20 protein-coding genes and 1 tRNA gene are annotated in these 18,383 nt (G+C 66.6%); 11 read left to right on the top strand and 10 right to left on the bottom strand.

Translation table 11 applies throughout. The features are described 5' to 3' along the window. Positions 1–117: 117 nt before the first annotated feature. A complete protein-coding gene (locus tag A5781_RS17035) occupies positions 118–1,776 on the bottom strand; it encodes a DUF3662 and FHA domain-containing protein (RefSeq protein WP_067208762.1) in 1,659 nt (552 codons plus the stop codon). Between the two features lie 243 nt (positions 1,777–2,019). Between A5781_RS17035 and A5781_RS17030 the strand changes: the two genes are divergently transcribed. Then, positions 2,020–2,102 (top strand) — tRNA-Leu (locus A5781_RS17030). Positions 2,103–2,208: 106 nt separating this feature from the next. On the opposite strand, the gene A5781_RS17025 is transcribed toward A5781_RS17030, so the two are convergent. Next, positions 2,209–2,454 carry a hypothetical protein gene (locus A5781_RS17025; RefSeq protein WP_067208605.1) on the bottom strand — a complete coding sequence of 82 codons (246 nt, stop codon included), beginning with the start codon at positions 2,452–2,454 and terminating at the stop codon, positions 2,209–2,211. A 189-nt stretch (positions 2,455–2,643) separates the two neighbouring features. Here A5781_RS17025 and A5781_RS17020 point away from each other — a divergent pair, with 189 nt between their 5' ends. After that, on the top strand, positions 2,644–4,578 hold the full coding sequence (locus A5781_RS17020; protein ID WP_067208601.1) for a TNT domain-containing protein: 1,935 nt from the start codon (positions 2,644–2,646) through the stop codon (positions 4,576–4,578). Positions 4,579–5,095: 517 nt separating this feature from the next. On the opposite strand, the gene A5781_RS17015 is transcribed toward A5781_RS17020, so the two are convergent. From A5781_RS17015 to A5781_RS17000, 4 genes are all read right to left on the bottom strand, one after another. After that, positions 5,096–5,428 carry a GNAT family N-acetyltransferase gene (locus A5781_RS17015; protein ID WP_067208598.1) on the bottom strand — a complete coding sequence of 111 codons (333 nt, stop codon included), beginning with the start codon at positions 5,426–5,428 and terminating at the stop codon, positions 5,096–5,098. After that, positions 5,415–6,398, bottom strand: a complete 984-nt coding sequence (locus A5781_RS17010; RefSeq protein WP_067208596.1) for a pirin family protein — start codon at positions 6,396–6,398, stop codon at positions 5,415–5,417. The genes A5781_RS17015 and A5781_RS17010 overlap by 14 nt, the downstream gene beginning before the upstream one ends. A gap of 27 nt (positions 6,399–6,425) precedes the next feature. Next, positions 6,426–7,808, bottom strand: a complete 1,383-nt coding sequence (locus A5781_RS17005) for an acyl-CoA dehydrogenase family protein (protein WP_067208593.1) — start codon at positions 7,806–7,808, stop codon at positions 6,426–6,428. Positions 7,809–7,896: 88 nt separating this feature from the next. Beyond that, a complete protein-coding gene (locus tag A5781_RS17000) occupies positions 7,897–8,313 on the bottom strand; it encodes a WhiB family transcriptional regulator (protein WP_067208591.1) in 417 nt (138 codons plus the stop codon). Between the two features lie 143 nt (positions 8,314–8,456). On the opposite strand from A5781_RS17000, the gene A5781_RS16995 reads away from it, so the two are divergent. The 6 genes from A5781_RS16995 (at position 8,457) to A5781_RS16970 (ending at position 12,569) form a co-directional block, all read left to right on the top strand. Next, positions 8,457–9,227: a helix-turn-helix domain-containing protein gene (locus tag A5781_RS16995; RefSeq protein ID WP_067208590.1), complete on the top strand. Its 771-nt coding sequence runs from the start codon at positions 8,457–8,459 to the stop codon at positions 9,225–9,227. Then, positions 9,224–10,036 (top strand): C40 family peptidase, encoded by an 813-nt coding sequence (locus A5781_RS16990; RefSeq protein WP_067208585.1) that lies wholly within the window; start codon positions 9,224–9,226, stop codon positions 10,034–10,036. Before A5781_RS16995 ends, A5781_RS16990 begins: the two co-directional genes overlap by 4 nt. Positions 10,037–10,052: 16 nt before the next feature. Further along, positions 10,053–10,415 carry a DUF4226 domain-containing protein gene (locus A5781_RS16985; RefSeq protein WP_066951365.1) on the top strand — a complete coding sequence of 121 codons (363 nt, stop codon included), beginning with the start codon at positions 10,053–10,055 and terminating at the stop codon, positions 10,413–10,415. Positions 10,416–10,540: 125 nt separating this feature from the next. Beyond that, complete coding sequence (locus A5781_RS16980; RefSeq protein ID WP_067208584.1) at positions 10,541–11,893, top strand: DUF4226 domain-containing protein; 1,353 nt, start codon at positions 10,541–10,543, stop codon at positions 11,891–11,893. Between the two features lie 50 nt (positions 11,894–11,943). Continuing rightward, on the top strand, positions 11,944–12,261 hold the full coding sequence (locus A5781_RS16975) for an ESX-1 secretion-associated protein (protein WP_067208759.1): 318 nt from the start codon (positions 11,944–11,946) through the stop codon (positions 12,259–12,261). Next, positions 12,258–12,569 (top strand): DUF2694 family protein, encoded by a 312-nt coding sequence (locus A5781_RS16970; protein ID WP_067208579.1) that lies wholly within the window; start codon positions 12,258–12,260, stop codon positions 12,567–12,569. The genes A5781_RS16975 and A5781_RS16970 overlap by 4 nt, the downstream gene beginning before the upstream one ends. Before the next feature lie 4 nt (positions 12,570–12,573). Here the strand turns inward: A5781_RS16970 and A5781_RS25915 are convergent, their stop codons facing one another. After that, a complete protein-coding gene (locus tag A5781_RS25915) occupies positions 12,574–12,717 on the bottom strand; it encodes a hypothetical protein (RefSeq protein WP_167374087.1) in 144 nt (47 codons plus the stop codon). A gap of 82 nt (positions 12,718–12,799) precedes the next feature. Between A5781_RS25915 and A5781_RS16965 the strand changes: the two genes are divergently transcribed. Together A5781_RS16965 and A5781_RS16960 are read left to right on the top strand one after the other, a co-directional pair. Next, entirely contained in the window at positions 12,800–14,635 is a 1,836-nt protein-coding gene (locus A5781_RS16965; RefSeq protein WP_067208577.1) for a DUF5631 domain-containing protein, read from the top strand. Between the two features lie 69 nt (positions 14,636–14,704). After that, positions 14,705–15,025: a DUF2710 family protein gene (locus A5781_RS16960; protein WP_369817744.1), complete on the top strand. Its 321-nt coding sequence runs from the start codon at positions 14,705–14,707 to the stop codon at positions 15,023–15,025. Between the two features lie 124 nt (positions 15,026–15,149). Here A5781_RS16960 and A5781_RS16955 read toward each other — a convergent pair whose 3' ends face one another. Together A5781_RS16955 and A5781_RS16950 are read right to left on the bottom strand one after the other, a co-directional pair. After that, positions 15,150–15,923 (bottom strand): TIGR03084 family metal-binding protein, encoded by a 774-nt coding sequence (locus A5781_RS16955; protein WP_067208753.1) that lies wholly within the window; start codon positions 15,921–15,923, stop codon positions 15,150–15,152. After that, positions 15,923–17,242, bottom strand: a complete 1,320-nt coding sequence (locus A5781_RS16950) for an MFS transporter (protein ID WP_067208574.1) — start codon at positions 17,240–17,242, stop codon at positions 15,923–15,925. The genes A5781_RS16955 and A5781_RS16950 overlap by 1 nt, the downstream gene beginning before the upstream one ends. A gap of 142 nt (positions 17,243–17,384) precedes the next feature. Here A5781_RS16950 and A5781_RS16945 point away from each other — a divergent pair, with 142 nt between their 5' ends. Continuing rightward, positions 17,385–17,987 (top strand): YqgE/AlgH family protein, encoded by a 603-nt coding sequence (locus A5781_RS16945; RefSeq protein ID WP_067208571.1) that lies wholly within the window; start codon positions 17,385–17,387, stop codon positions 17,985–17,987. 26 nt (positions 17,988–18,013) lie between these two features. Here the strand turns inward: A5781_RS16945 and A5781_RS16940 are convergent, their stop codons facing one another. Further along, on the bottom strand, positions 18,014–18,355 hold the full coding sequence (locus A5781_RS16940; RefSeq protein WP_067208568.1) for a hypothetical protein: 342 nt from the start codon (positions 18,353–18,355) through the stop codon (positions 18,014–18,016). Positions 18,356–18,383 lie beyond the last annotated feature (28 nt).

Raw genomic sequence — 18,383 nt, 5'->3', positions numbered from 1 at the left:
CCTTTCCGTCCTGCGTCGTCCCCCTGGCGCCCGTGACCCCGAGCACATCGGCAACGTCACGATACTTGGACGGCGGTCGACGCGGGGCGAAGCACGGCAGCGTTGAGCCCAGCGCGTTTAGTGGATCCGGACGATGATCTCCGAGTGGCCCAGACGGATCACGTCGCCGTCCGCCAACTGCCACTCTTGCACCGGCGCGTTGTTCACAGTGGTGCCGTTGGTCGAGTTCAGGTCCGATAGGAGCGCGACCTGCCCGTCCCAGCGGATCTCGAGGTGACGCCGTGACACCCCGGTGTCGGGCAACCGGAACTGCGCGTCTTGTCCACGGCCCACGATGTTGGAGCCCTCACGCAGCTGATAAGTCCGGCCGCTGCCGTCGTCGAGCTGGAGGGTGACTGTCGTTCCGGCCGCGCCGTAGCCGCCGCCGTAACCGCCGTAGCCACCGGCCGGCTGCCCGTAGTCGGCGGGCTGGCCGTACTCACTCGGCTGGGCGTACTCGGCCTGCTGGCCATATTCGTAGTCGCGTTGGGCGGGCTCGGCGTATCCGCCTTGACCGGGGTATCCCCCGCCCGGCACGTTCTCGGAGTACTGCGTGTAATCCCCGGGGCCGTAGTCCTGCCGGCCGTATCCGCCGCCCTGCTGGTATCCCTGCTCGTAGCCGCCACCCTGCTCGTAGCCGCCACCCTGCTCGTAGCCGCCGCCCTGCTCGTACCCGGCACCCTGCTCGGGGTAGGCCGGCCGCTGCTCGGGCGGAGCGTAGCCACCCTCCTCGGGGCGGGCCGGTCCGCGCCCGTATTCGCCGTACCCGGCGTAGCCCTGCTGGCCGCCGCCGGCCTGACCGCCGGCAGGAGGGCCGTACGCACCGCCCTGGCGGTAGCCCTGGTCGTAGCCTTGGCCGCCGTACCCGCCGGGCGCGGGAGGCCGCTGCTCGTACTGCGGCGGGTAACCGCCCTGGCCCTGCTCGGGGTAGCCGCCCTGGCCGCCTTGATAGCCGCGCTGTTCGGGGTAACCGCCCTGGCCGGCTTGGTAGCCGCGTTGGTCGGGGTAGCCGCCGCCGGGGCCTTGGTAGCCACCTTGCTCGGGGTAGCCGCCCTGCTGCTCGGGGTAGCCGCCCTGCTGCTCGGGACGGGGTGGCGGGTAGCCCTGCTGCGGCGGATAGCCGCCCTGCTCGGGCGGATACCCACCGCGTGGATCAGGTCCCCCCTGCGGTTCCGGGCCACCCTCTTGCGGACGCCCATAGCGGTCGTCGTAATGCTCGTCGCTGGGCCGCCCCGGCCCCTGAGCCCCGCGGTAGCTCGAATCGTCAGTCATTGGTGCTACTCCTCGTTCTGCGCCGAACGCACTATTTGATTGTGGCCGGACGGGATCGTTGACCGTCGGGCGGGGCTGCACATCGGGGTTGACAGCACCACGGGCGCGGTACTGGCCGGTTCGCAGGCTCGACGACTGCTCGAACCGGACGACCACCTCACCATACGTTTGCCACCCCTGTTCATGGATGTAGTCGGCCAAGTACCTAGCGAAAGCGCCCGACGTGAGACCGGGGTCGGCGCCCACCTTCTCGAAGTCGTGCCTACCGAGGGTAATGATGTATTCGTTGGGGGCCAAAAGGCGATCGCCCTGCAGCGTCTGGACACCGTCGCGGGCTTCGCGGCGCAGCAACGCCTCCACCTCCTGCGGAACGATCGAGCCGCCGAAGACCCGGGCGAACGCGTTGTCGACGGTCGCCTCGAGCTTGCGCTCGATCCGCGCCGCCAGCCCCCGTTGGCTACTCATGCGCTGGCGTTCGCCCGCACTTGCCACGGCATGTCGCCGGCGCGCGGCAAACGATTCACGCGGTGAGCTCCCACTCCAGCATGGTATCGGGACAGCACCATGCGGCGGCACCGTCGAAACTCTGAGAACTGCGTCGGCCCTGTTCAGACGCGTTGTCCCCCAGCGCCCCACGGCTTCCAGGCCCGACCAGGCGGGTTGGGGAATGCGGCTATTAGAGTGGTATGGTCCATCGGTTGTTTTTCCGGGCGAGTGGCGGAATGGCAGACGCGCTGGCTTCAGGTGCCAGTGTCCTTCGGGACGTGGGGGTTCAAGTCCCCCTTCGCCCACATTGGAGCGGTTCCCCGAGCCGCATGCGCTGAGGTCACGAACTCCGCAAGGAGCTCGTGACCTTCGTGCTTTCCGGGCCGTGTTCTTCAGGGCGCAACTACGTCCTCAACGCAGCCGGCCGTCGCCGTGTTCGTCGTCCTCATCGTCCCAGTAGGCCCACTCGGGAAGCGGTGTATTCGGCATAGCGCCGTGCGCCGACGCCTCGTAACCGGGTTGGGCGCTGCGCCCCTTCCACCGCGGATCCAATCTGTTCGTCCGGGAACGCCTAATCGCGCGGGCAATCAGAACTCCGGTTCCTACGACGATGAAGGCGATCAACGCAACCTTGAGGACGAGCAACAACAGCGCCATATCTTTTTGACCCCCTAAACGCGCGTCGGCGAAGTGAATTGACGTCTCCGTTCCCGTTAGTAGCGTAATTGGCAGCTCAGGAGGGGTGGCAATGTTTGTCGCGGCTGTACGCCCGGGTTCGGCGGACCTTCATGCTTCGCGGCTCATTAGGCGAGACCTGCGTAGCGCCGCACAGCCACGGGCGGTGCTATGGGCCTGCCGTACATAGACATTGATGCGCTGATCGCTGAGGCCGGCGGTGACCCATGGGCGATCAACCGCAGCCTGCAGGTCGGCGATCCGTTGCAGATTTCCAATCTGGCCGAGGCCTTTCGCGAGGCCGGTCGTTGCACGGCAGAGGCCGACCACGCGTTCGAGCAAGCCCGCAGCCGTTTCGACGCCGCGTGGAACCATCAGACCGGCGACCACCCGATCAACGACACCGCCGAAGTGCAGCGGGTGACGAAATCGTTGGGAGCGCAGTCCCTTCAATTACCCAAGATCGGTGCCGATCTGGAGAACATCGCCGCCGGCTTGGCCGAAGCGCAACAAGCCGGCGCCGCACAGATCGCGAATTTGGACTCCCAGCTCCAGGCGATCTCCAACTTGCTGTGCCAAGCCGCCGCGATGTTGCAAGACAAACACCTCAGCGCGGCGGACGTGGATGCCCTGCACGCCTTCATCAGAACGTGTGAAGAAGACGCCCTGCGGGACACGAAAGCGGCTCTCGCTCAGATGTTGTCGATCCGCCACGGCTACTCCAACTCACTGCAGAAATCTCTGGATGGCTTGCACGCCGATGGGTACGACGGGGCCCCGCTGCATGGCCTCGATAGTGACGGCGTAGCCCCGCCGTCGGAGGAACAGCGCAATGCGCTCGCCAATATTCGGCAGATCACCGACCAGGCGGTGGTGGATCAGATGGGCAAGGTGCGTGCCGCGCAGACTGCCCTGGATAAGGCTATGGCGGACCTCTATGCGCACGGGCCTGGTTCTCCGGAAGGGGAAGCAGCCAGCGCCCGGCTTCCCAAGCTCAAGGCCGATCTAGCCAAAGCCCTCGACGACCTGGGCAAGATCCCCAACTACAACAGCATCGATCCGGCGTCGGTGAGCACCACTCCCGACGGCCATTTCATGTTCACCTACAAGGTCGACGGCCAGCCGGTGCAGGTTTTCGGCCAGCTCAAGGACGGCACGGGCGAATTCTTCGATCAAGCGACCGGGACGTCCTATGCGTTCAGCGGCGGCAAGTTGACCGGCATGCGCACACCGGATCCCGGGAAGGTGGAAGCCACCCCCGAGCCGCTGTGGAGCGCTATCACGCTGGCCGTCGGCGGGCCTGAACTCAAGGCCGGCGGGGAGGTGGCCTGGCAGGGCCTGAAGACACTCTTCAGTCGTGAAGCGCTGCAGGGCCTTTCCGCCGACAACGTCCTCCCCCGTGCACTAAGCGCGGCCGAGATCCGCGCGGCGATCGCCGAAGCGGACCTTCCCCCGCATGGCTCGCCACTACCTGATGTCAGCGGGCAGCCCGTGCCGGGCGCCGCCCATCCTGGGCCGCCACCCGTCGTTGAGCACGCGCCGCACCCGGGTGGTGGTGAGATTCCCGTCGAACATGCTCCCGCGGGTCCGCATGTACCTGTGGCGCCGGACATCCCCAGGCCTCCGGTACGCCCCGATGCACCGCCACCGCCGCCATTACCCCCTGAGCACGAGTTGTTCCACGGATACCACGCGGTCGAACCCGGCCCAGCATTCACCGAGGCTGACGGCAGTTTGTCCTACCCCGACGACATGCTGGCGACCAAACCATATGCCGTGCCGGGTACCGTCATTCCCGATGCGGCCCTTAAACCGGGCGCCATCCTCGGCCGTTTTGGTAGCCCTTTTGGGGCTTATTTGGCCCCCGAAGGAACGCCCTTCGCTGAACTGTCACTGCCGCCAGAAAGTGCTGTTAAGCCCTACTTTGAGTACGCCGTGGGGGACCCATCGCGCCTACCTCCTGGCTGGCACATCGAACAGTCTGAAGTAGCGCCTTGGTTCCATCAGCCTGGCGGCGGCCAACAATTCCGAATCATCAAACCAGACGGCACAAATGGTACGGTGCTTGAACTGCAACGTTATGGAGTATTGGTACGGGTACGGTGAAAATGGCGAACTTCTCTCGATTATCAAATAATTGGTTGTTGTGGGCGCCCCGGGCGGGGTTGACCAATCCGTCTACGTCGATGAGTTGTGACGACTGTGAGATCGCTTTCACATCTAGCGACTATTCAGTGCACCTTCGTGATGGCGACGGAGGTTGGAGTGTCGACACAGTTGACGACCGTGGGCAGCGGCGTAATGGCGTCGCTAAATTTTCGACATTCGAGTTGGTCGAGAAGTACCTAGTATGGGATTGGGTTACTTCCGCTCGTTCCGACCTCGCTTCAGGCGCACTCGGTGCCGATCTCTATGGGCTTGGGTACGCGCCTGATGTGCAAGTCGCTGAACTGGAAAAGGGCAATATCGAATTATACCGGGATGGCGCCTGCGCGGTACTTGTAATCGGGGACGCGACGATCTTTAGTCACATTATGAAATGGTCTGTGGAAGAGATCCTCGACCTAGCCAGTAAGGGCCTTTCATAGGACTAGGTCATGGTAAAAGCCGAACTCTGCTGAATTCACGACGACCGCACCCACCGCTGAATCTCAGGCGTAACGGCGTCGGTGATGTCGTCGAACTCGGGGTGCTTCTTGAGCACGGTGCCGATCATCGAGCACACGGGGACGATGCGCTTGCCTTCGCCGCGAGCCTCATTGAGCGCCTCCTCGACGAGGATGGTCGCCAGGCCGCGTCCGCCATACGCCGGGTCGATTTCGGTGTGGTAGAACACGCGCTGGTCGCCGCGGTCGGCGAAGTCGGCGAGGCCGACTTGCTTGCCTTCCACGGCAATTGTGTACCGGCCCTCCTCGAGGCTGACGGTCGCTTCTGCTCCGGTCTTATCGGCGGTCATGGTTGCTTTCCTTTCGTTGCGGTACGGGTCGAGGCCGCAGCCGCGTGGTCGGCAGCGGCGGGGCGGGCAATCGGGTGAGCGAACCCCGATAGCCGTGGACGGCGCCGAAGCGTTCGTCGCCGTCCTCCCACAGTTCGCGGTAACCCACGATGTCGTCGTGGCTTCGCCCGACGAAGTTCCACCACATCACTAGTTCTTCAGTGAACGGTGTGCCGCCGAGCAGGAGTACCCGGGCGGGCCGATCCCCCACGTTGCGCAGGTGCAGCGACGAAGCACCGGGGCTCAGGTAGGCGAGTTCGGCAACCGCCAGCGCGGTCTCCTCCACCCGCACGGCGCCCAGATCGCAGAGCACACCGTGCTCGAATGCCGGGTCGACATCGATGTCCAGGCGAGCGCCGGTGTCGAGATCGATCTGCGCGCCCAGCAGCGGCGTGAAGGTATGCACCGGTGACCGGCTGCCGGCCAGTCCGCCGAGGAACACTCGCGTCGTCGCGCCGGCAATCAACACCGGCTCGGGCACGTAGTGGGCGAAGTCGCAGCCGGTGTCGCGATCGGAATCGGGAAGCGCCACCCAGAGCTGGACACCGTGCAAGGCTGCCGGCGACGTCACCGACACCTCGGAATGACAGATACCGGCACCCGCAGTCATGAGGTTGAGCTCGCCCGGCCGTACTGCCGCATGCACGCCGGCGCTGTCGTTGTGCTCCACTTCCCCACTGAACAACCAACTGACCGTTTGTAGTCCGGTGTGCGGATGAGGTGGAACGTCCATGCGCGCCGACGTCGGGCCGTAATGGTCGATGAAACACCACGCCCCGATCAGCGAACGGTTCCGTTGCGGAAGCGTGCGCTGCACCCGCATGGCCCGCGGGCCGCCCAGTGGAACCTCCCTGGGCGTCAACACCTCGGTGCCCACGCCTGGCGAGGTAGCGCAGGCGAGTTCGACGGGCGCCGACTCAAGGTTGCTCATGGTCCATTCGACCGTACCCAAACCCCGTTACTTCCCCGGCGGTCGGAGCACCTTCATGGCCAGCCGCATGACGGGTTCGGGCACCCGGTCCTGCATGGAAAGCGCTGTGTCGGCGACGCGGGAGCGTAGCGGGGTGCCGCGACCGAAAACCCGGTTCAGCGGGCCGCCGGACGGCTCGAGCACCACATGCAGTGGCGGCGTGCCGACGGCGGCACCCAGCGCGTTCGCGATCACCATCCGCTGAATCTCGCTCGTGCCCTCAAAAATGGTGTATAGCTTGGCATCCCGATACCACTTCTCCACCGGGTGATCGGTGATGTAGCCCCAGCCGCCCATGGTTTGAATGGCGCGTTCGGTGGCCTTGACGGCGACCTCGCTGGCGGCCATCTTCGACATCGAGCCTTCCCCGCGCTCGAAGGCAACGTTGTTGGCTGCCATCCACGACGCCCGCCAGGTCAAGAGCCGCGCCGCGTCGATCTGGGTGGCCAGCTCGGCCAGCGGGAAGGCGATGCCTTGGTTGTCGATGATCGGTCCGCCGAACGCCTCGCGCTCCGTGGCGTACGCCGTCGCGTACTCGAGCGCGGCGCGCGCGATCCCGATGGCCTGGGCGGCCACCATCGGCCGCGTCTGCTCGAACGTGCCCAATGTCGCTGAGCCCGATCGCTTTGCGCCCGCAACTACTTCGCGCGCTTTGGCGAGTTTGTGCTCTAATTTATCCTGTCCCCCAAGCAAATTGGCGCCCGGTACGCGGACGCCTTCGAACAGCAACTCCGCGGTGTGTGACGCACGGCAGCCGAGCTTGTCCAGCTTGCGCACGAGTTTGAGCCCGGGGGTGCCACCGGGCACCACAAACAGCGCCTGACCACGATGGCCTAGTTCCTCGTCGACCACCGCGTTGACCACGTGCACGTTGGCAATCCCGCCGTTTCCGATCCACATCTTGTGGCCGTCGATGATCCAGTCGTCACCGTCGCGGCGCGCGTGAGTGCGCAGATTCCGTACGTCGCTGCCGCCCTCGGGTTCCGAGATCGCCAGCGCGGCAAGCTTGAGATCGCCTGGTGTGCCGAAGCATTCGGGCGCCCATTCCAACATCTGCTCCGGAGATGCTGCCTGCCCGATCGCCGAAAGAGCCAGCGCCGGCATCACGATCGCCAACCCGATCCCCGCGCAGCCCCAAAACAGCTCCTCCATGAACATCGGCAACGAGAGGCCGGTCGGATCGCCGATCAGGTCGCGGTAGAACAAGGGGCTGTAAAAGCCGCGCTGGGCCGCCTCCTCCAGGACCGGCCACGGAAACTCCTGCCGTTGGTCGTAGTGGAGCGCTACCGGGCGGATCACTTCTTCGGCGAACTCGTGGGTCCGCCGGGCCAGGTCGTGCTGCGCCGCCGTCGGGGTCAGGTCGAACGTCATGGATCCCGCCTTTGGTGGACAGACTCGTTCGTGCCGAAGCTCTACCCCGTGGGGTGAGTCAGCAAACGGCCATACCCGGGACGGAACGTCAGGCCGCGGAGCGGGGCCCCACTTGCGCCAGGGGCAGGTGCAACACCACCGCGGTCACCGGAACGGCCTCATGTTCGTGGTTGGCGAGCAGGGCCGCGTTCTCCGGTATCTGGCGTGAGTTGATCTCGCCGGACGCGATGCGCCGCAGGATGTCGTGGGCTTGGGCGAGCTGCTCGCGCTTGCGGTATTGACCCCCGGGAAGTTTGACGCCGGCCCACACGCCGTACTCCTCGCGGTGCGCGATGGCATGTTGGGCGCACCGACGCTGCTGCGCCAGCGGGCAGCGCCGCAGACACTGGATGCGCGCCTCGACGGCCGACCGCTCGTACGCACGGGCCTTGGCCGCGCCGTCGCCACCGTCGTCGTCGGGGTAGCCGAACCACAGTTCCGGGTTGGTAGCGCAGGGGTGTCCCATGTCGGTCTCCTTGTCGAGCTTGAAACGTAGGCAAAAGCGTATACAGACACAGCAGTGGAACGCAAGAGAAACGTGACAAAAACGTATATACAGAGCGATACGTTGCGCCCTGTGTACTATCCGGCCTATGGCCGGAGCCTGCTGTGAGCCGTGAATCGGCAGGTGCGGCGATCCGCGCTCTGCGAGAGTCGCGCGACTGGTCGCTAGCTGACCTCGCGGCCGCGACCGGTGTCAGCATCATGGGCCTGAGCTTTCTGGAGCGCGGTGCCCGTAAGCCGCATAAAAGCACAGTTCAGAAGGTCGAGAATGGCCTAGGCCTCCCCCCGGGCACCTATTCCCGGTTGTTGGTGGCGGCCGATCCGGACGCGGAACTGGCCCGGCTGATGGCCGCGCAACCGCCTGCCGCCGTCCCCGCCAGGCGCACCGGGCCTGTGGTTGTGGACCGTCACAGCGACACAGACGTGCTGGAAGGATATGCCGAAGCGCAACTGGAAGCGCTCAAATCCGTCATCGATCGCTTGCCTGCGACAACATCAAACGAATATGAGACGTATATTCTGTCTGTGATCGCTCAGTGCGTGAAAGCAGAGATGCTGGCCGCCGGCTCTTGGCGGGTCGCCGTGAACGCGGGCGCGGACTCGACGGACCGGCTGATGACGCACCTCCAAGCCCTAGAGGCGACGCGCACGGCCCTGCTGAAACGAATGCCGACCAGCTTGAGCGCCCGCTTCGACGGGGCATGTGTGCAGTCATCGTTGCCCGAGACGGTCATCGCTGCACTGGTGGGTGTCGACGTCGAGGAACTCTGGGACATCCGCAACCGGGGGGTGATCCCGCCGGGGGCACTCCCCCGCGTGCGCGCCTTCACCGACGCCGTGGAGTCGGGAGGCCAGCTGGGCGAGGGGGCGCCGTGACCCAAAGCGAGATCGAGGTGCTGAGCCGTGCTCATGACATGTTCGCCGGCGGCATCCGCCCGTCGTCGGTGGACGCTGGCACCGGGCATTACCGCAATCTGCTGCAGAGCGCGGCCGGGCTGAACGACGGAGTGGCACGCGGCGGCTATCGGCTCGCGGTGGACCACAGCCGGCAACGGCTCGCTGCCGCCGCCGCCACGGACGCCGCCGCGGCGGGCGTCATCGCCCGTGCCCAGCGGGATCGGGCCGAAGCTCGCGATCTGACCGGGGGTGTCCTTGACGAAGCGCGCGCCGCCGCCGTGGAGGCTCCGGCGACACCGATGGCGCAGCGCGAGGCGATGCGTCGTCGGGCGGCGCGACTGCGGGCCCAGCGCGCGCACGTCCTGTCGGCCCGCTTCAGGGCGCGTCGACGCCTCGCCGAACTGCGGGCGCTGCGCTACCAACTCCTGCGCTACCGCCCCGCCGGATTGAACGGGCGCGCCGCGATCGCGGTGCGCGCCGCACTGTCCCGCCTGGGCCGCCCCTACGTGTGGGGCGCGACGGGGCCCGAGCAGTTCGATTGTTCGGGGCTCGTCCAGTGGAGCTACGCGCAAGCGGGAATTCACTTGGACCGCATTACTTATCAGCAGATCAACGACGGGATCCCGGTGCCTCGTTCGCAAGTCCGGCCGGGCGACCTCGTCTTCCCGCACGCCGGGCATGTCCAGCTGGCCATCGGCAACAATCTGGTAGTCGAGGCGCCCTACTCGGGCGCCTCGGTGCGGATCAGCCCACTAGGCCCCAACGTTGCGATTCGCCGACCGCTATGACAAACAGGGTGAGCCGATGACGGAACAAGCAGGACCTTCGGTAGCCGCCATGCAGGCGCGGCAGTCGGCTCTGGCCGGCCAGCATGGCACGGCGGCCGACGCCGACCGCGTGCTGGCAGAGGTGCTCACCAGCGCGCATGCCGCGATGCGAGAGGGCGCCAGGCGTCTGGATGCCATCGCCGAGCAGATCGACCACGCCACCGTGCACCAAGCGAACCTCGCGGTCGATACGCCCATGGGCGCCCGCGAGTTTCAGCGATTCCTGCTGGCCAAACAACGCGAGATCACCGCGGTCGTCGAGGGTGCCCGCGAACTCAGCCGAGCGAAAAAGGCTGTGCTGGAAGGCCTCCGGGACCGGTACGCCGCTGGCAATGCCTAGCAAGGCGGCGATTTCGGTGTCATGCACAACGGCCTGGCATGGTGAATTGTTGGCGGGGATAAGCCTGGGTACTGTCGCCGGGCATGGAGGGGTCGCAACGCATCCCGCAAGGACGTGCGTAGCTGATGTCGGCGCACGAGGAGCTGCTTGCCGCGGTGAAATATGTCCGAGACCGCACCGGTGACCCGAACGCGTGGGTGGCGGGTCTGTCGCCCGGTGAGCTGGCCGCGGTGATCACCCCGACGACGCACCCCGAACAGCTGCAGGCGATCGCGGGCAAGATCCGCCAGCGAGATGCGGCCGCACCGGATCGGGAGCAGGGCGAGGCGGCGGAAGCGATCACGCACGCCGAAGCCGCTCTGTCACACCAGAATTCGGCAAGTTCTCAGCTGGATATGCAGGTGATCACGGCTATCTTGAACGCCCACCTCAACGCGGTCGAAGGCAGTCAGGCGCTGACCAAGTTGCAGCAAGACACCGAAGCCGCGGTGCGAACACGGTCGGACCTGGACACTCCGGCCGGAGCGCGCGACTTCCAGCGATTTCTGATCGGCAAGCTCAGAGACATTCGTGCGGTGGTCCTCAACGCGAGCCTCGACGACACGTCGAAGTCGGCGCTGATGGCCGCTTGGACATCGCTATATGACGCATCCAAGGGGCAACCGAGCAGTCCCGATGGACGGCCGTCGGCCCAGACGGTTGGCGCCGACGCGGCTACGACAGAGGATTCCGGGTGGGATCCGCTGCTGGATTCGTTGTTCGCCGACGATCCGGGCGCCGCAACCGATGATCTGTCGGGAGGCGCTGTGCCGGAGGTAGCGAGCGCTCCGGCGGCGCCCATGGCTCCTGTGCTGCCGCCCATGCCCAACTTTGGGTCGGGACTGCCGAGCTTCGGCGCGACGCCGGCCGGGCTGCCACTTCCCACCCTGCAGGGCGACGACACAACGGATCCGGCGCTGCAGGGCCTCGACGACGAAGGAGTGCCTGATTCCGAGGACCATGCGGATCCGAAGATCGACGCTTCGTCCGATCAACCGGGCGACACCGGCCAGGACGCTGCGGCAGTTGAGGGCGAATCGCCACCGGTTGGTCCCACCACGGTGACTTTGCCCGACGGTGAAACGGTGACGGCGGCCAGCCCCCAGCTGGCAGCGGCAATCAAAGCCGCGGTCGGCGGAGCGGCGATACCAGATGCCTTCCAACAGCAGGGAATAACGATTCCGCCGCCGGGCACCGCGGTGACCAACCCGATCGACGCCTCGCACGTCGCTCCGGCCGATATCGGAATGTTCATCGATCGGCACGCGCTTGCCCTCGGCCCAGGAAAAGCCCTACTCGATGGCCAAATTCAAGACATCGCCACCGTGAGCGGCCCGAGCTTCCTAGGCTGGGAACATCCGCCGGCCGCAGCCGCGACCGCGCCGGCGACGCCCGACACACCGACACCCACGCGGCCGGCGACCTCGTCGACCACCTGACAATAGTGATCTCGCCGGTCTGGCCGGCGGCCGTGAACAGGAGACAGCGGATGGCAGATTCGATCCATGTGGTCCCCGCGCACTTGCGTCAAGCCGCTGCGCGCCACCAGGAAACCTCCGATTACTTACGCACGGTCCCGTCGTCGCACGAGGCGATCCAGGAAAGTCTGGATTCGCTGGGCCCGATCTTCGGTGACCTTCGCGACGCAGGGCGGGAACTGCTTGAGCTCAGACGACAGTGCTACGAGCAGCAAGCGGCGGACCACGCCGACCTGGCAGACAAATTGGCGGCGTCGGCGACGATGTGGGAACAGCACGAGCAGGATGCGGCGCGCAGCCTCGGCGGCATCGCTGACCGCGGTCGATGACGGACGCGAATCCCGCTTTTGACACCGTTCACCCGAGTGGGCACATCCTGGTCCGCTCCTGCCGTGGCGGGTACATGCACAGCGTTGCGCTGAGCGAAGAGGCGATGGAGACCGACGCCGAGGCGCTGGCACGAGGCATTTTGCTGACCGCCGACGTGTCTTGCCTGAAGGCATTGCTGGAGATTCGCGACGAGATCGTGGCGGCCGGTCACACCCCCTCGGCCGAGGTTCCGACCCCGCGAGACCTCGATGCGGCGATCGAGAAGTTACTCGCGCATAAACTTCGCCGCCGTCACAGCGCTATCTAGAGGCCTACAACAGCCAGGTCTTGGCCGCCTCGGGATCTGGAGCGATGTCGGTGGGCGGCTCTACGGGGTTGGGGCCGAACAACTCTCGTGCGCGGGCGAGTAAGGCACGCACCTCATCGAGTTGCTGCTGCAGGGCAGATTCAGCCATATCTGCACGGTACTCAGGCCGTCAAAGCTGCACAATTCACTGACCGAATAAGCCATCCGGCAGATGCCGGTACGCTGAGCCGGTGGCGATCTTCGGTCGGATGACGGCGCGTCAGCGCCTCCGGAGAGCTACCCGGGAATCACTGGCGATGCCGGCCTTCAGCTCTCCCATCGATTGCACCCCGTGGGTGATCGGTGGGCTTTGGCCTGCCGAGCTGTCGACGATCACCGCCGAAAATGCCACGCTCGCAGACTATCTGAAGACGGACCTGCAGCGGATCGCCGACAGCGCCAACGAGCAGCTGAAAATGGTCAAGCGCGCGGGTTTGGCCGATTTTGCGCGTCAGGCGAAGGAAGCCCGGGTCATCGACGAGGCGCGGGCCCGCGCCGTCCGCCGCGTCGAATCGACGATTCGCCAGCTGCACGCGGCGAAGGCCGGGGTGACCGCTGGATATCTCCGCCCGCAGGCCACCGAGCCACAGTCATCGGACATGGACCAGACCCAGGTCATCCCTGCTGTCCCGAACTCGCGACCTTCCGAAGCACCCACCAGGGACGTGCGCCGGCCGCGCTGGCGGGTTGCCGACAAGCCGGCCCCTTCCGTGCCGCAAGGCGGGGACGAGGCCGAGGCACCTGTCCGTGACACCGCCGTCGAACAGAGCGCCGGCGCGCCGGATATGGAGGAGACGCAAGTCATTCCTGCTGTCACGCAGGTGGAGCCCGTCGTCGACGCGCCGACCGAGAATGCCGAGCCCGATTGGGAGCCCGTCGCCAACGGTCGTCACCACCTGGGGGTGGAGGAGCCGGCGACCGAGCAGGACCAGCCCGAACGAGGGTCCGACATCGATGCCGCGGACGGCGTCGCGGGGGCGCCGATGGAGGAGACGCAGGTCATCCCCGCGATCACCGATTCCGAGCCGGTGGTTGACGAGCCGGACAGCCACCCCATCGCCGAGGACGACACCCCGGCGACCTCGATGGAGGAGACGCAGGTCATCCCCGCCATCACCGAGGCCGAACCCGTGGTCGACGAACCCGTCGCGAACGGTCGTCACCACGCCGTGTCCGAAGAGCCGGCACCGGCCCAGGACGAGGCGCAACAGCTGGCACAGCAGCCGGAGCCCGTCGAGGACTCGATGGCCTCGATGGAGGAGACACAGATCATCCCCGCGATCACCGAGCCCGAGCCCGTGGTTGACGAGCCGGCCGAGGGCCCGGCGAGCCAGGACGAGCCGGATGCACCCCAGGAGCCCGCCGCTCGGCCCAGCAGGCAAAAGGACACCGCCGCAACGAGTTTCGACACGGACCGGCTGAATCGGCTCCTCGAATTCGTGGTCCGGCAGGAGTCGCGGCTGAATTGGGCGGTCGGCGAACTCTTGGATGGCACGACCGTCCTGGTCACCGACCTCGCGCACGGCTGGATACCGGCAGGTATCAACCTTCCGGCTGGGGTGCGGTTGTTGGAACCCGAGCGACGCACCGGCAGGGTGTCCGCCTTGATCGGCGATGCGGCGCGCGTGGTGACCTACGCTCCTGGTGATTCGCTGCGCCGCTCGCCCGACTTCACCGCCACGAAATCGTCGTTGGAACCACGCGAGCTGCCGCTTATAAGCGATCTGGCCAGGGTGCTGAGCGAGACCACGCGCCGGTTTGACGGACTCCCTCGCATCGTGCAGAGGTTGGCGGACGCGGCCGCCGCGGAAGCGGTTGTCATCGACCAAGAGGTCGACGTGCTGCGCGTGCACCTCGATACGGCGCGCTACCAACTTTTGGTCCAGTACCCGACCGTGAACCCGGCTCTCCTGCTCAAGTGTCTGTTGATGGCCGCCACCGAAGGCATCGCGAGCGGAGACGCGGTATCGGCGAACTATCACCTCGCCTGGTACCAGAAACTCGCCGCCCAGGCGCCCGCCCCCTAGCCGCCATGGGGTGCACCGGTCACCCGCGAGTTTGAATTGACGCTGGTTGGAGGGGGCGACGATACTGTGATCGTGTCGGATTCGGGCGGTCGCGCGAATCTCAGCGACAAGGACCTCGTCGAATCAGTTCTCCGCGAACTGAGCGAGGCGGCCGACAAGTGGGAAGCCCTGGTTGCCCAGGCCGAGGCCGTCACCTACAGCGTCGACCTCGGTGACATTCATGCCGTGGCGAATTCCGACGGCCGATTGCTCAAGCTGACTCTGCACCCCGGCGTGATGACCGGATATGCCCACGGCGAGCTTGCCGACAGGCTGAACCTTGCGATCTCGGCGCTGCGCGAAGAGGCGGAAGCCGAGAACCGGGCAACGTACGGCGGGCCGCTGCAATAACTTCGCGCGCGCTCATCGACCGGCGCTTGCGTCGGATGGGCGCCGGCTCTCTTCGCGCGCTCGCGCGCTCATCGACCGGCGCTTGTGTCGGATGGGCGCCAGCTCTCTTCGCGCGCTCGCGCGCTCATCGACCGGCGCCGGGAGGGCCCGCGAAGGCTTGCGCAATCTCCAGCCAGCGCTGCGCGTCGGGCCCATCGGCGGTGAGGTCGAGGGCGCTGAGCGGTCGCCGTTGAGTGACCAGAAAGCAGAAGTCTTCGGCGGAACCGGTGACCCGTTGCGCCGCATCCGGCGATCCCCAGCTCCAGGTGTCGCCGCCGGGTCCGCGCAGCTCGACCAGGAACGGCTCGGCCGGAGCGGGGAGATTGTTGACGAAAAAGGCGTAGTCGCGCGTGCGCACCCCCAGGTGGGCGATCGAGCGCAGCCGGTCGGTGGCCACCCGTTTGACGCCCAGCGCGTCGGCGACGTCCAAGCCATGCGCCCAGGTCTCCATCAACCGCGCGGTGGCCATCGACGCCGCACTCATCGGCGGCCCGAACCATGGGAGCTTGCGCCCCGCGGGAACCATCAGCAGCTCTTCGTGCAACCGGGAACGGGTCGACCGCCAGTCGGCGAGCAGCTCGGCCGGCGCCAGAGCCGCCAACTCTTCGGCACCCGCGTCGACGAAGCCCGTCGGGTCCGCAGCGGCGGCCTTCAGCTCTTCGGCGAAGCCGGTCTCATCGGTGACCGAGGTCAGCGCGACCCGGTCGGTCCACAACAGGTGCCCGATCTGATGCGCGATGGTCCAACCCGGCGCGGGCGTCGGTTCGGCCCAGCGTTCGGCTGGCAGCGGCGCTACCAGGGCGTCAAGCTCGTCGCTTTCGGCGCGTAGGTCGGCCACAATCGGTTCCGGACCCGCCATCATTGCCTCCGATCGTCGGTTGCCCCCGCCGGGTAGCGATTATTCGCCTGTTCGCCGCGCCGGCCCAGGATGCCGTGCATGGCCAGGCCGGCCAGGTAAAGCCCGGAAGCGACCAGGACGAATGCGGGCGCATGCCCATCCGCGGGAATCAACGCCGCGGCCGCCGTGATCGCGGCGATGAACGCCACCCAGAACAACGCGTCTTGGACGGCGAATACGTGCCCGCGAAGGGCGTCGTCGACGTCCATCTGCATTGCCGAGTCGGCGCACAGCTTGACCATCTGCCCGGTCACACCGAGGAAAAAGCCACACCCCACCATGACCGGTAACAGCAACCCCGCGCCGGCGACCTCGATGATCGCGGACGCCGCGAGCGCACCATTGACCGTCGCGTAGCGCCCCCAGCGACGAACCGCCGGCGGAGTCAGCACGTTGGCCAGAAAAGCGCCCAAGCCGGTGGCGCCGAAGAACACCAGAGCGGTGCCCAGTCCCCCGACTGCGGGGTCGGTCAGCTGGTGCACCAGCAGCAGGACCAGCAGGGAGTTGATGCCGATCACCATCCGGTGCGCGGCCAGGCCCGACAGCGTGGCGGCGACCGTCGGCCGCTGCGCCACGGTACGTGCACCGTGCAGCCAGCCGGTGACCACGGCGTAGAGGACCGGTCCGTGGATCGCCCGCTTGGTGTCGTCCGGGCCCAGCGCGCGGGACCCGAACCGTAGCGACAGCACCAAGGCGATCGACACGGGTACCGCGGTGAGGAAGATGATCGCCGAGGCGCCCTTGTCGCCCGCGCCGACCAGGAACCGCGGCACGAGCATGAAGTTGGCACCGATGAAGGCGGCGATCGCCCCGGACGCGTTGGCCAAGGCGTTCATGGTCACGACCTGATCGCGGGGCACGACGTGCGGCAGCGACGCCGACAGTCCGGACGCGACGAACCGGGCCAAGCCGTTGGCGAAGAGTGCGCCCAACAACAGCGGCACGTCGCCGGCCCTGACGGCGAGGATCGTGCCGATCGCGGCGATCAGGATGAGGCGGCCGACGTTGGCGCCGACGAGCACCAGCCGGCGGTCCCACCGGTCCATCAGCGCGCCGGCGAACGGCCCGAGCAGCGAGTACGGCAGGAACAGCACGGTGAACGCCCGTGCGATCGCCATCGGATCGGCGGCGCGGTCCGGATTGAACAGCAACGCTCCGGCCAGACCGGCCTGGAACAGGCCATCACCGAATTGACTCGCCATGCGCACCTGCAGCAGCCGCCAGAAGTCTGGCAAACTGCGCACCGACCGCCATATTTCGACGGGTGCGCTTGAGTGCATCCGGGATTGGATCACAAAACCGACTTCCAAAGTTGGGGCTAGCAAGCTCGTCACCGTCCGAGCCGACTTACCAACAGTACAAATCTTTACGCCCCGCGCTTGATTCCCCCGGGCGGCAGGCGCCGGATGCGATGATGGTTGGGTGCCGCCCGAGGACCCAGAGGACTATGTCGCGCCGGCCGCGCAGCGGGTGCGCGCGGGGACGTTACTGCTTGCCAACACCGATCTTTTCGAACCGACGTTTCGGCGCAGCGTGATCTACATCGTCGAGCACAACGACGGCGGCACGTTGGGGGTCGTGCTGAACCGGGCCAGCGAGACCGCGGTGTACAACGTGCTGCCGCAGTGGACCAAATTGGCGGCCAAGCCGAAGACGATGTTCATCGGCGGCCCGGTGAAGCGGGACGCGGCGCTATGCCTGGCGGCGTTGCGGGTTGGCGCCGATCCGCAGGGGGTGGCCGGACTGCGGCATGTGGATGGCCGGGTGGTGATGGTCGATCTCGACGCCGAGCCCGACACGATCGCTCCGCTGGTGGAGGGAGTCCGCATTTTCGCGGGCTATTCCGGTTGGACCATTGGTCAGCTGGAAGGTGAAATCGAACGAGACGACTGGATCGTACTGTCCGCGTTGCCATCTGACGTTCTGGCGGGGTCGAGGTCCGACCTGTGGGCGCAGGTGCTGCGCCGCCAGCCGTTGCCCTTGTCGTTGCTTGCGACCCACCCGATAGACCTGAGCCGCAACTAGCGCCCCTCCCCAGGTCCGGCCGGGCTTCAGTGGCAAGACTGCGTGCAGCCGGCGCAGGTTCCCCCGCAGCCGGGTGCCGCAGCTTCTCGCTGTAACGCGAAGCGCGCACTCTGCCATGACCCGGCGGCCACCGTTCCGCAGGCGCCGGCGACACAGACGATCAACACCACCAGCGCGGTGTGTGGGGAGGCTGCCAGCGCCACCACACCGCCGGCGGCAAGCATGATTGCCGCCGCCAGTTGCGCCGGAGCCATGGAGCGCAGCGCGAGCGCGGTGGGGTCGACGTTCTGGGTGCGCGCCAACGACCAAGTTCCGAACCCGGCGGAGGCTACCGCCGCACACATGCACAGCACTCCCGCAATAAGCATGGCCTCACAATACGAGCCCGGACACCGG

It is taken from the genome of Mycobacterium sp. 852002-30065_SCH5024008 (genome assembly GCF_001665645.1).
Lineage (GTDB): Bacteria > Actinomycetota > Actinomycetes > Mycobacteriales > Mycobacteriaceae > Mycobacterium > Mycobacterium paraffinicum.
The sequence above is the reverse complement of the archived record's forward strand: the minus strand, read 5'-3'. Positions and strand labels throughout refer to the sequence as shown.

Excerpts from the sequence above, each read along its gene's own strand:
- A5781_RS17020 (WP_067208601.1), top strand. The coding sequence starts at position 2,644 with ATGGGCCTGCCGTACATAGACATTGATGCGCTGATCGCTGAGGCCGGC.
- A5781_RS17000 (WP_067208591.1), bottom strand. The coding sequence starts at position 8,313 with ATGGGACACCCCTGCGCTACCAACCCGGAACTGTGGTTCGGCTACCCC.
- A5781_RS16985 (WP_066951365.1), top strand. The coding sequence starts at position 10,053 with ATGACGGAACAAGCAGGACCTTCGGTAGCCGCCATGCAGGCGCGGCAG.
- A5781_RS16980 (WP_067208584.1), top strand. The coding sequence starts at position 10,541 with ATGTCGGCGCACGAGGAGCTGCTTGCCGCGGTGAAATATGTCCGAGAC.
- A5781_RS16970 (WP_067208579.1), top strand. The coding sequence starts at position 12,258 with ATGACGGACGCGAATCCCGCTTTTGACACCGTTCACCCGAGTGGGCAC.
- A5781_RS17025 (WP_067208605.1), bottom strand. The coding sequence starts at position 2,454 with ATGGCGCTGTTGTTGCTCGTCCTCAAGGTTGCGTTGATCGCCTTCATC.
- A5781_RS16950 (WP_067208574.1), bottom strand. The coding sequence starts at position 17,242 with ATGCACTCAAGCGCACCCGTCGAAATATGGCGGTCGGTGCGCAGTTTG.
- A5781_RS16975 (WP_067208759.1), top strand. The coding sequence starts at position 11,944 with ATGGCAGATTCGATCCATGTGGTCCCCGCGCACTTGCGTCAAGCCGCT.
- A5781_RS16940 (WP_067208568.1), bottom strand. The coding sequence starts at position 18,355 with ATGCTTATTGCGGGAGTGCTGTGCATGTGTGCGGCGGTAGCCTCCGCC.
- A5781_RS17015 (WP_067208598.1), bottom strand. The coding sequence starts at position 5,428 with ATGACCGCCGATAAGACCGGAGCAGAAGCGACCGTCAGCCTCGAGGAG.
- A5781_RS17035 (WP_067208762.1), bottom strand. The coding sequence starts at position 1,776 with ATGAGTAGCCAACGGGGGCTGGCGGCGCGGATCGAGCGCAAGCTCGAG.
- A5781_RS17010 (WP_067208596.1), bottom strand. The coding sequence starts at position 6,398 with ATGAGCAACCTTGAGTCGGCGCCCGTCGAACTCGCCTGCGCTACCTCG.
- A5781_RS16955 (WP_067208753.1), bottom strand. The coding sequence starts at position 15,923 with ATGGCGGGTCCGGAACCGATTGTGGCCGACCTACGCGCCGAAAGCGAC.
- A5781_RS17005 (WP_067208593.1), bottom strand. The coding sequence starts at position 7,808 with ATGACGTTCGACCTGACCCCGACGGCGGCGCAGCACGACCTGGCCCGG.
- A5781_RS25915 (WP_167374087.1), bottom strand. The coding sequence starts at position 12,717 with ATGGCTGAATCTGCCCTGCAGCAGCAACTCGATGAGGTGCGTGCCTTA.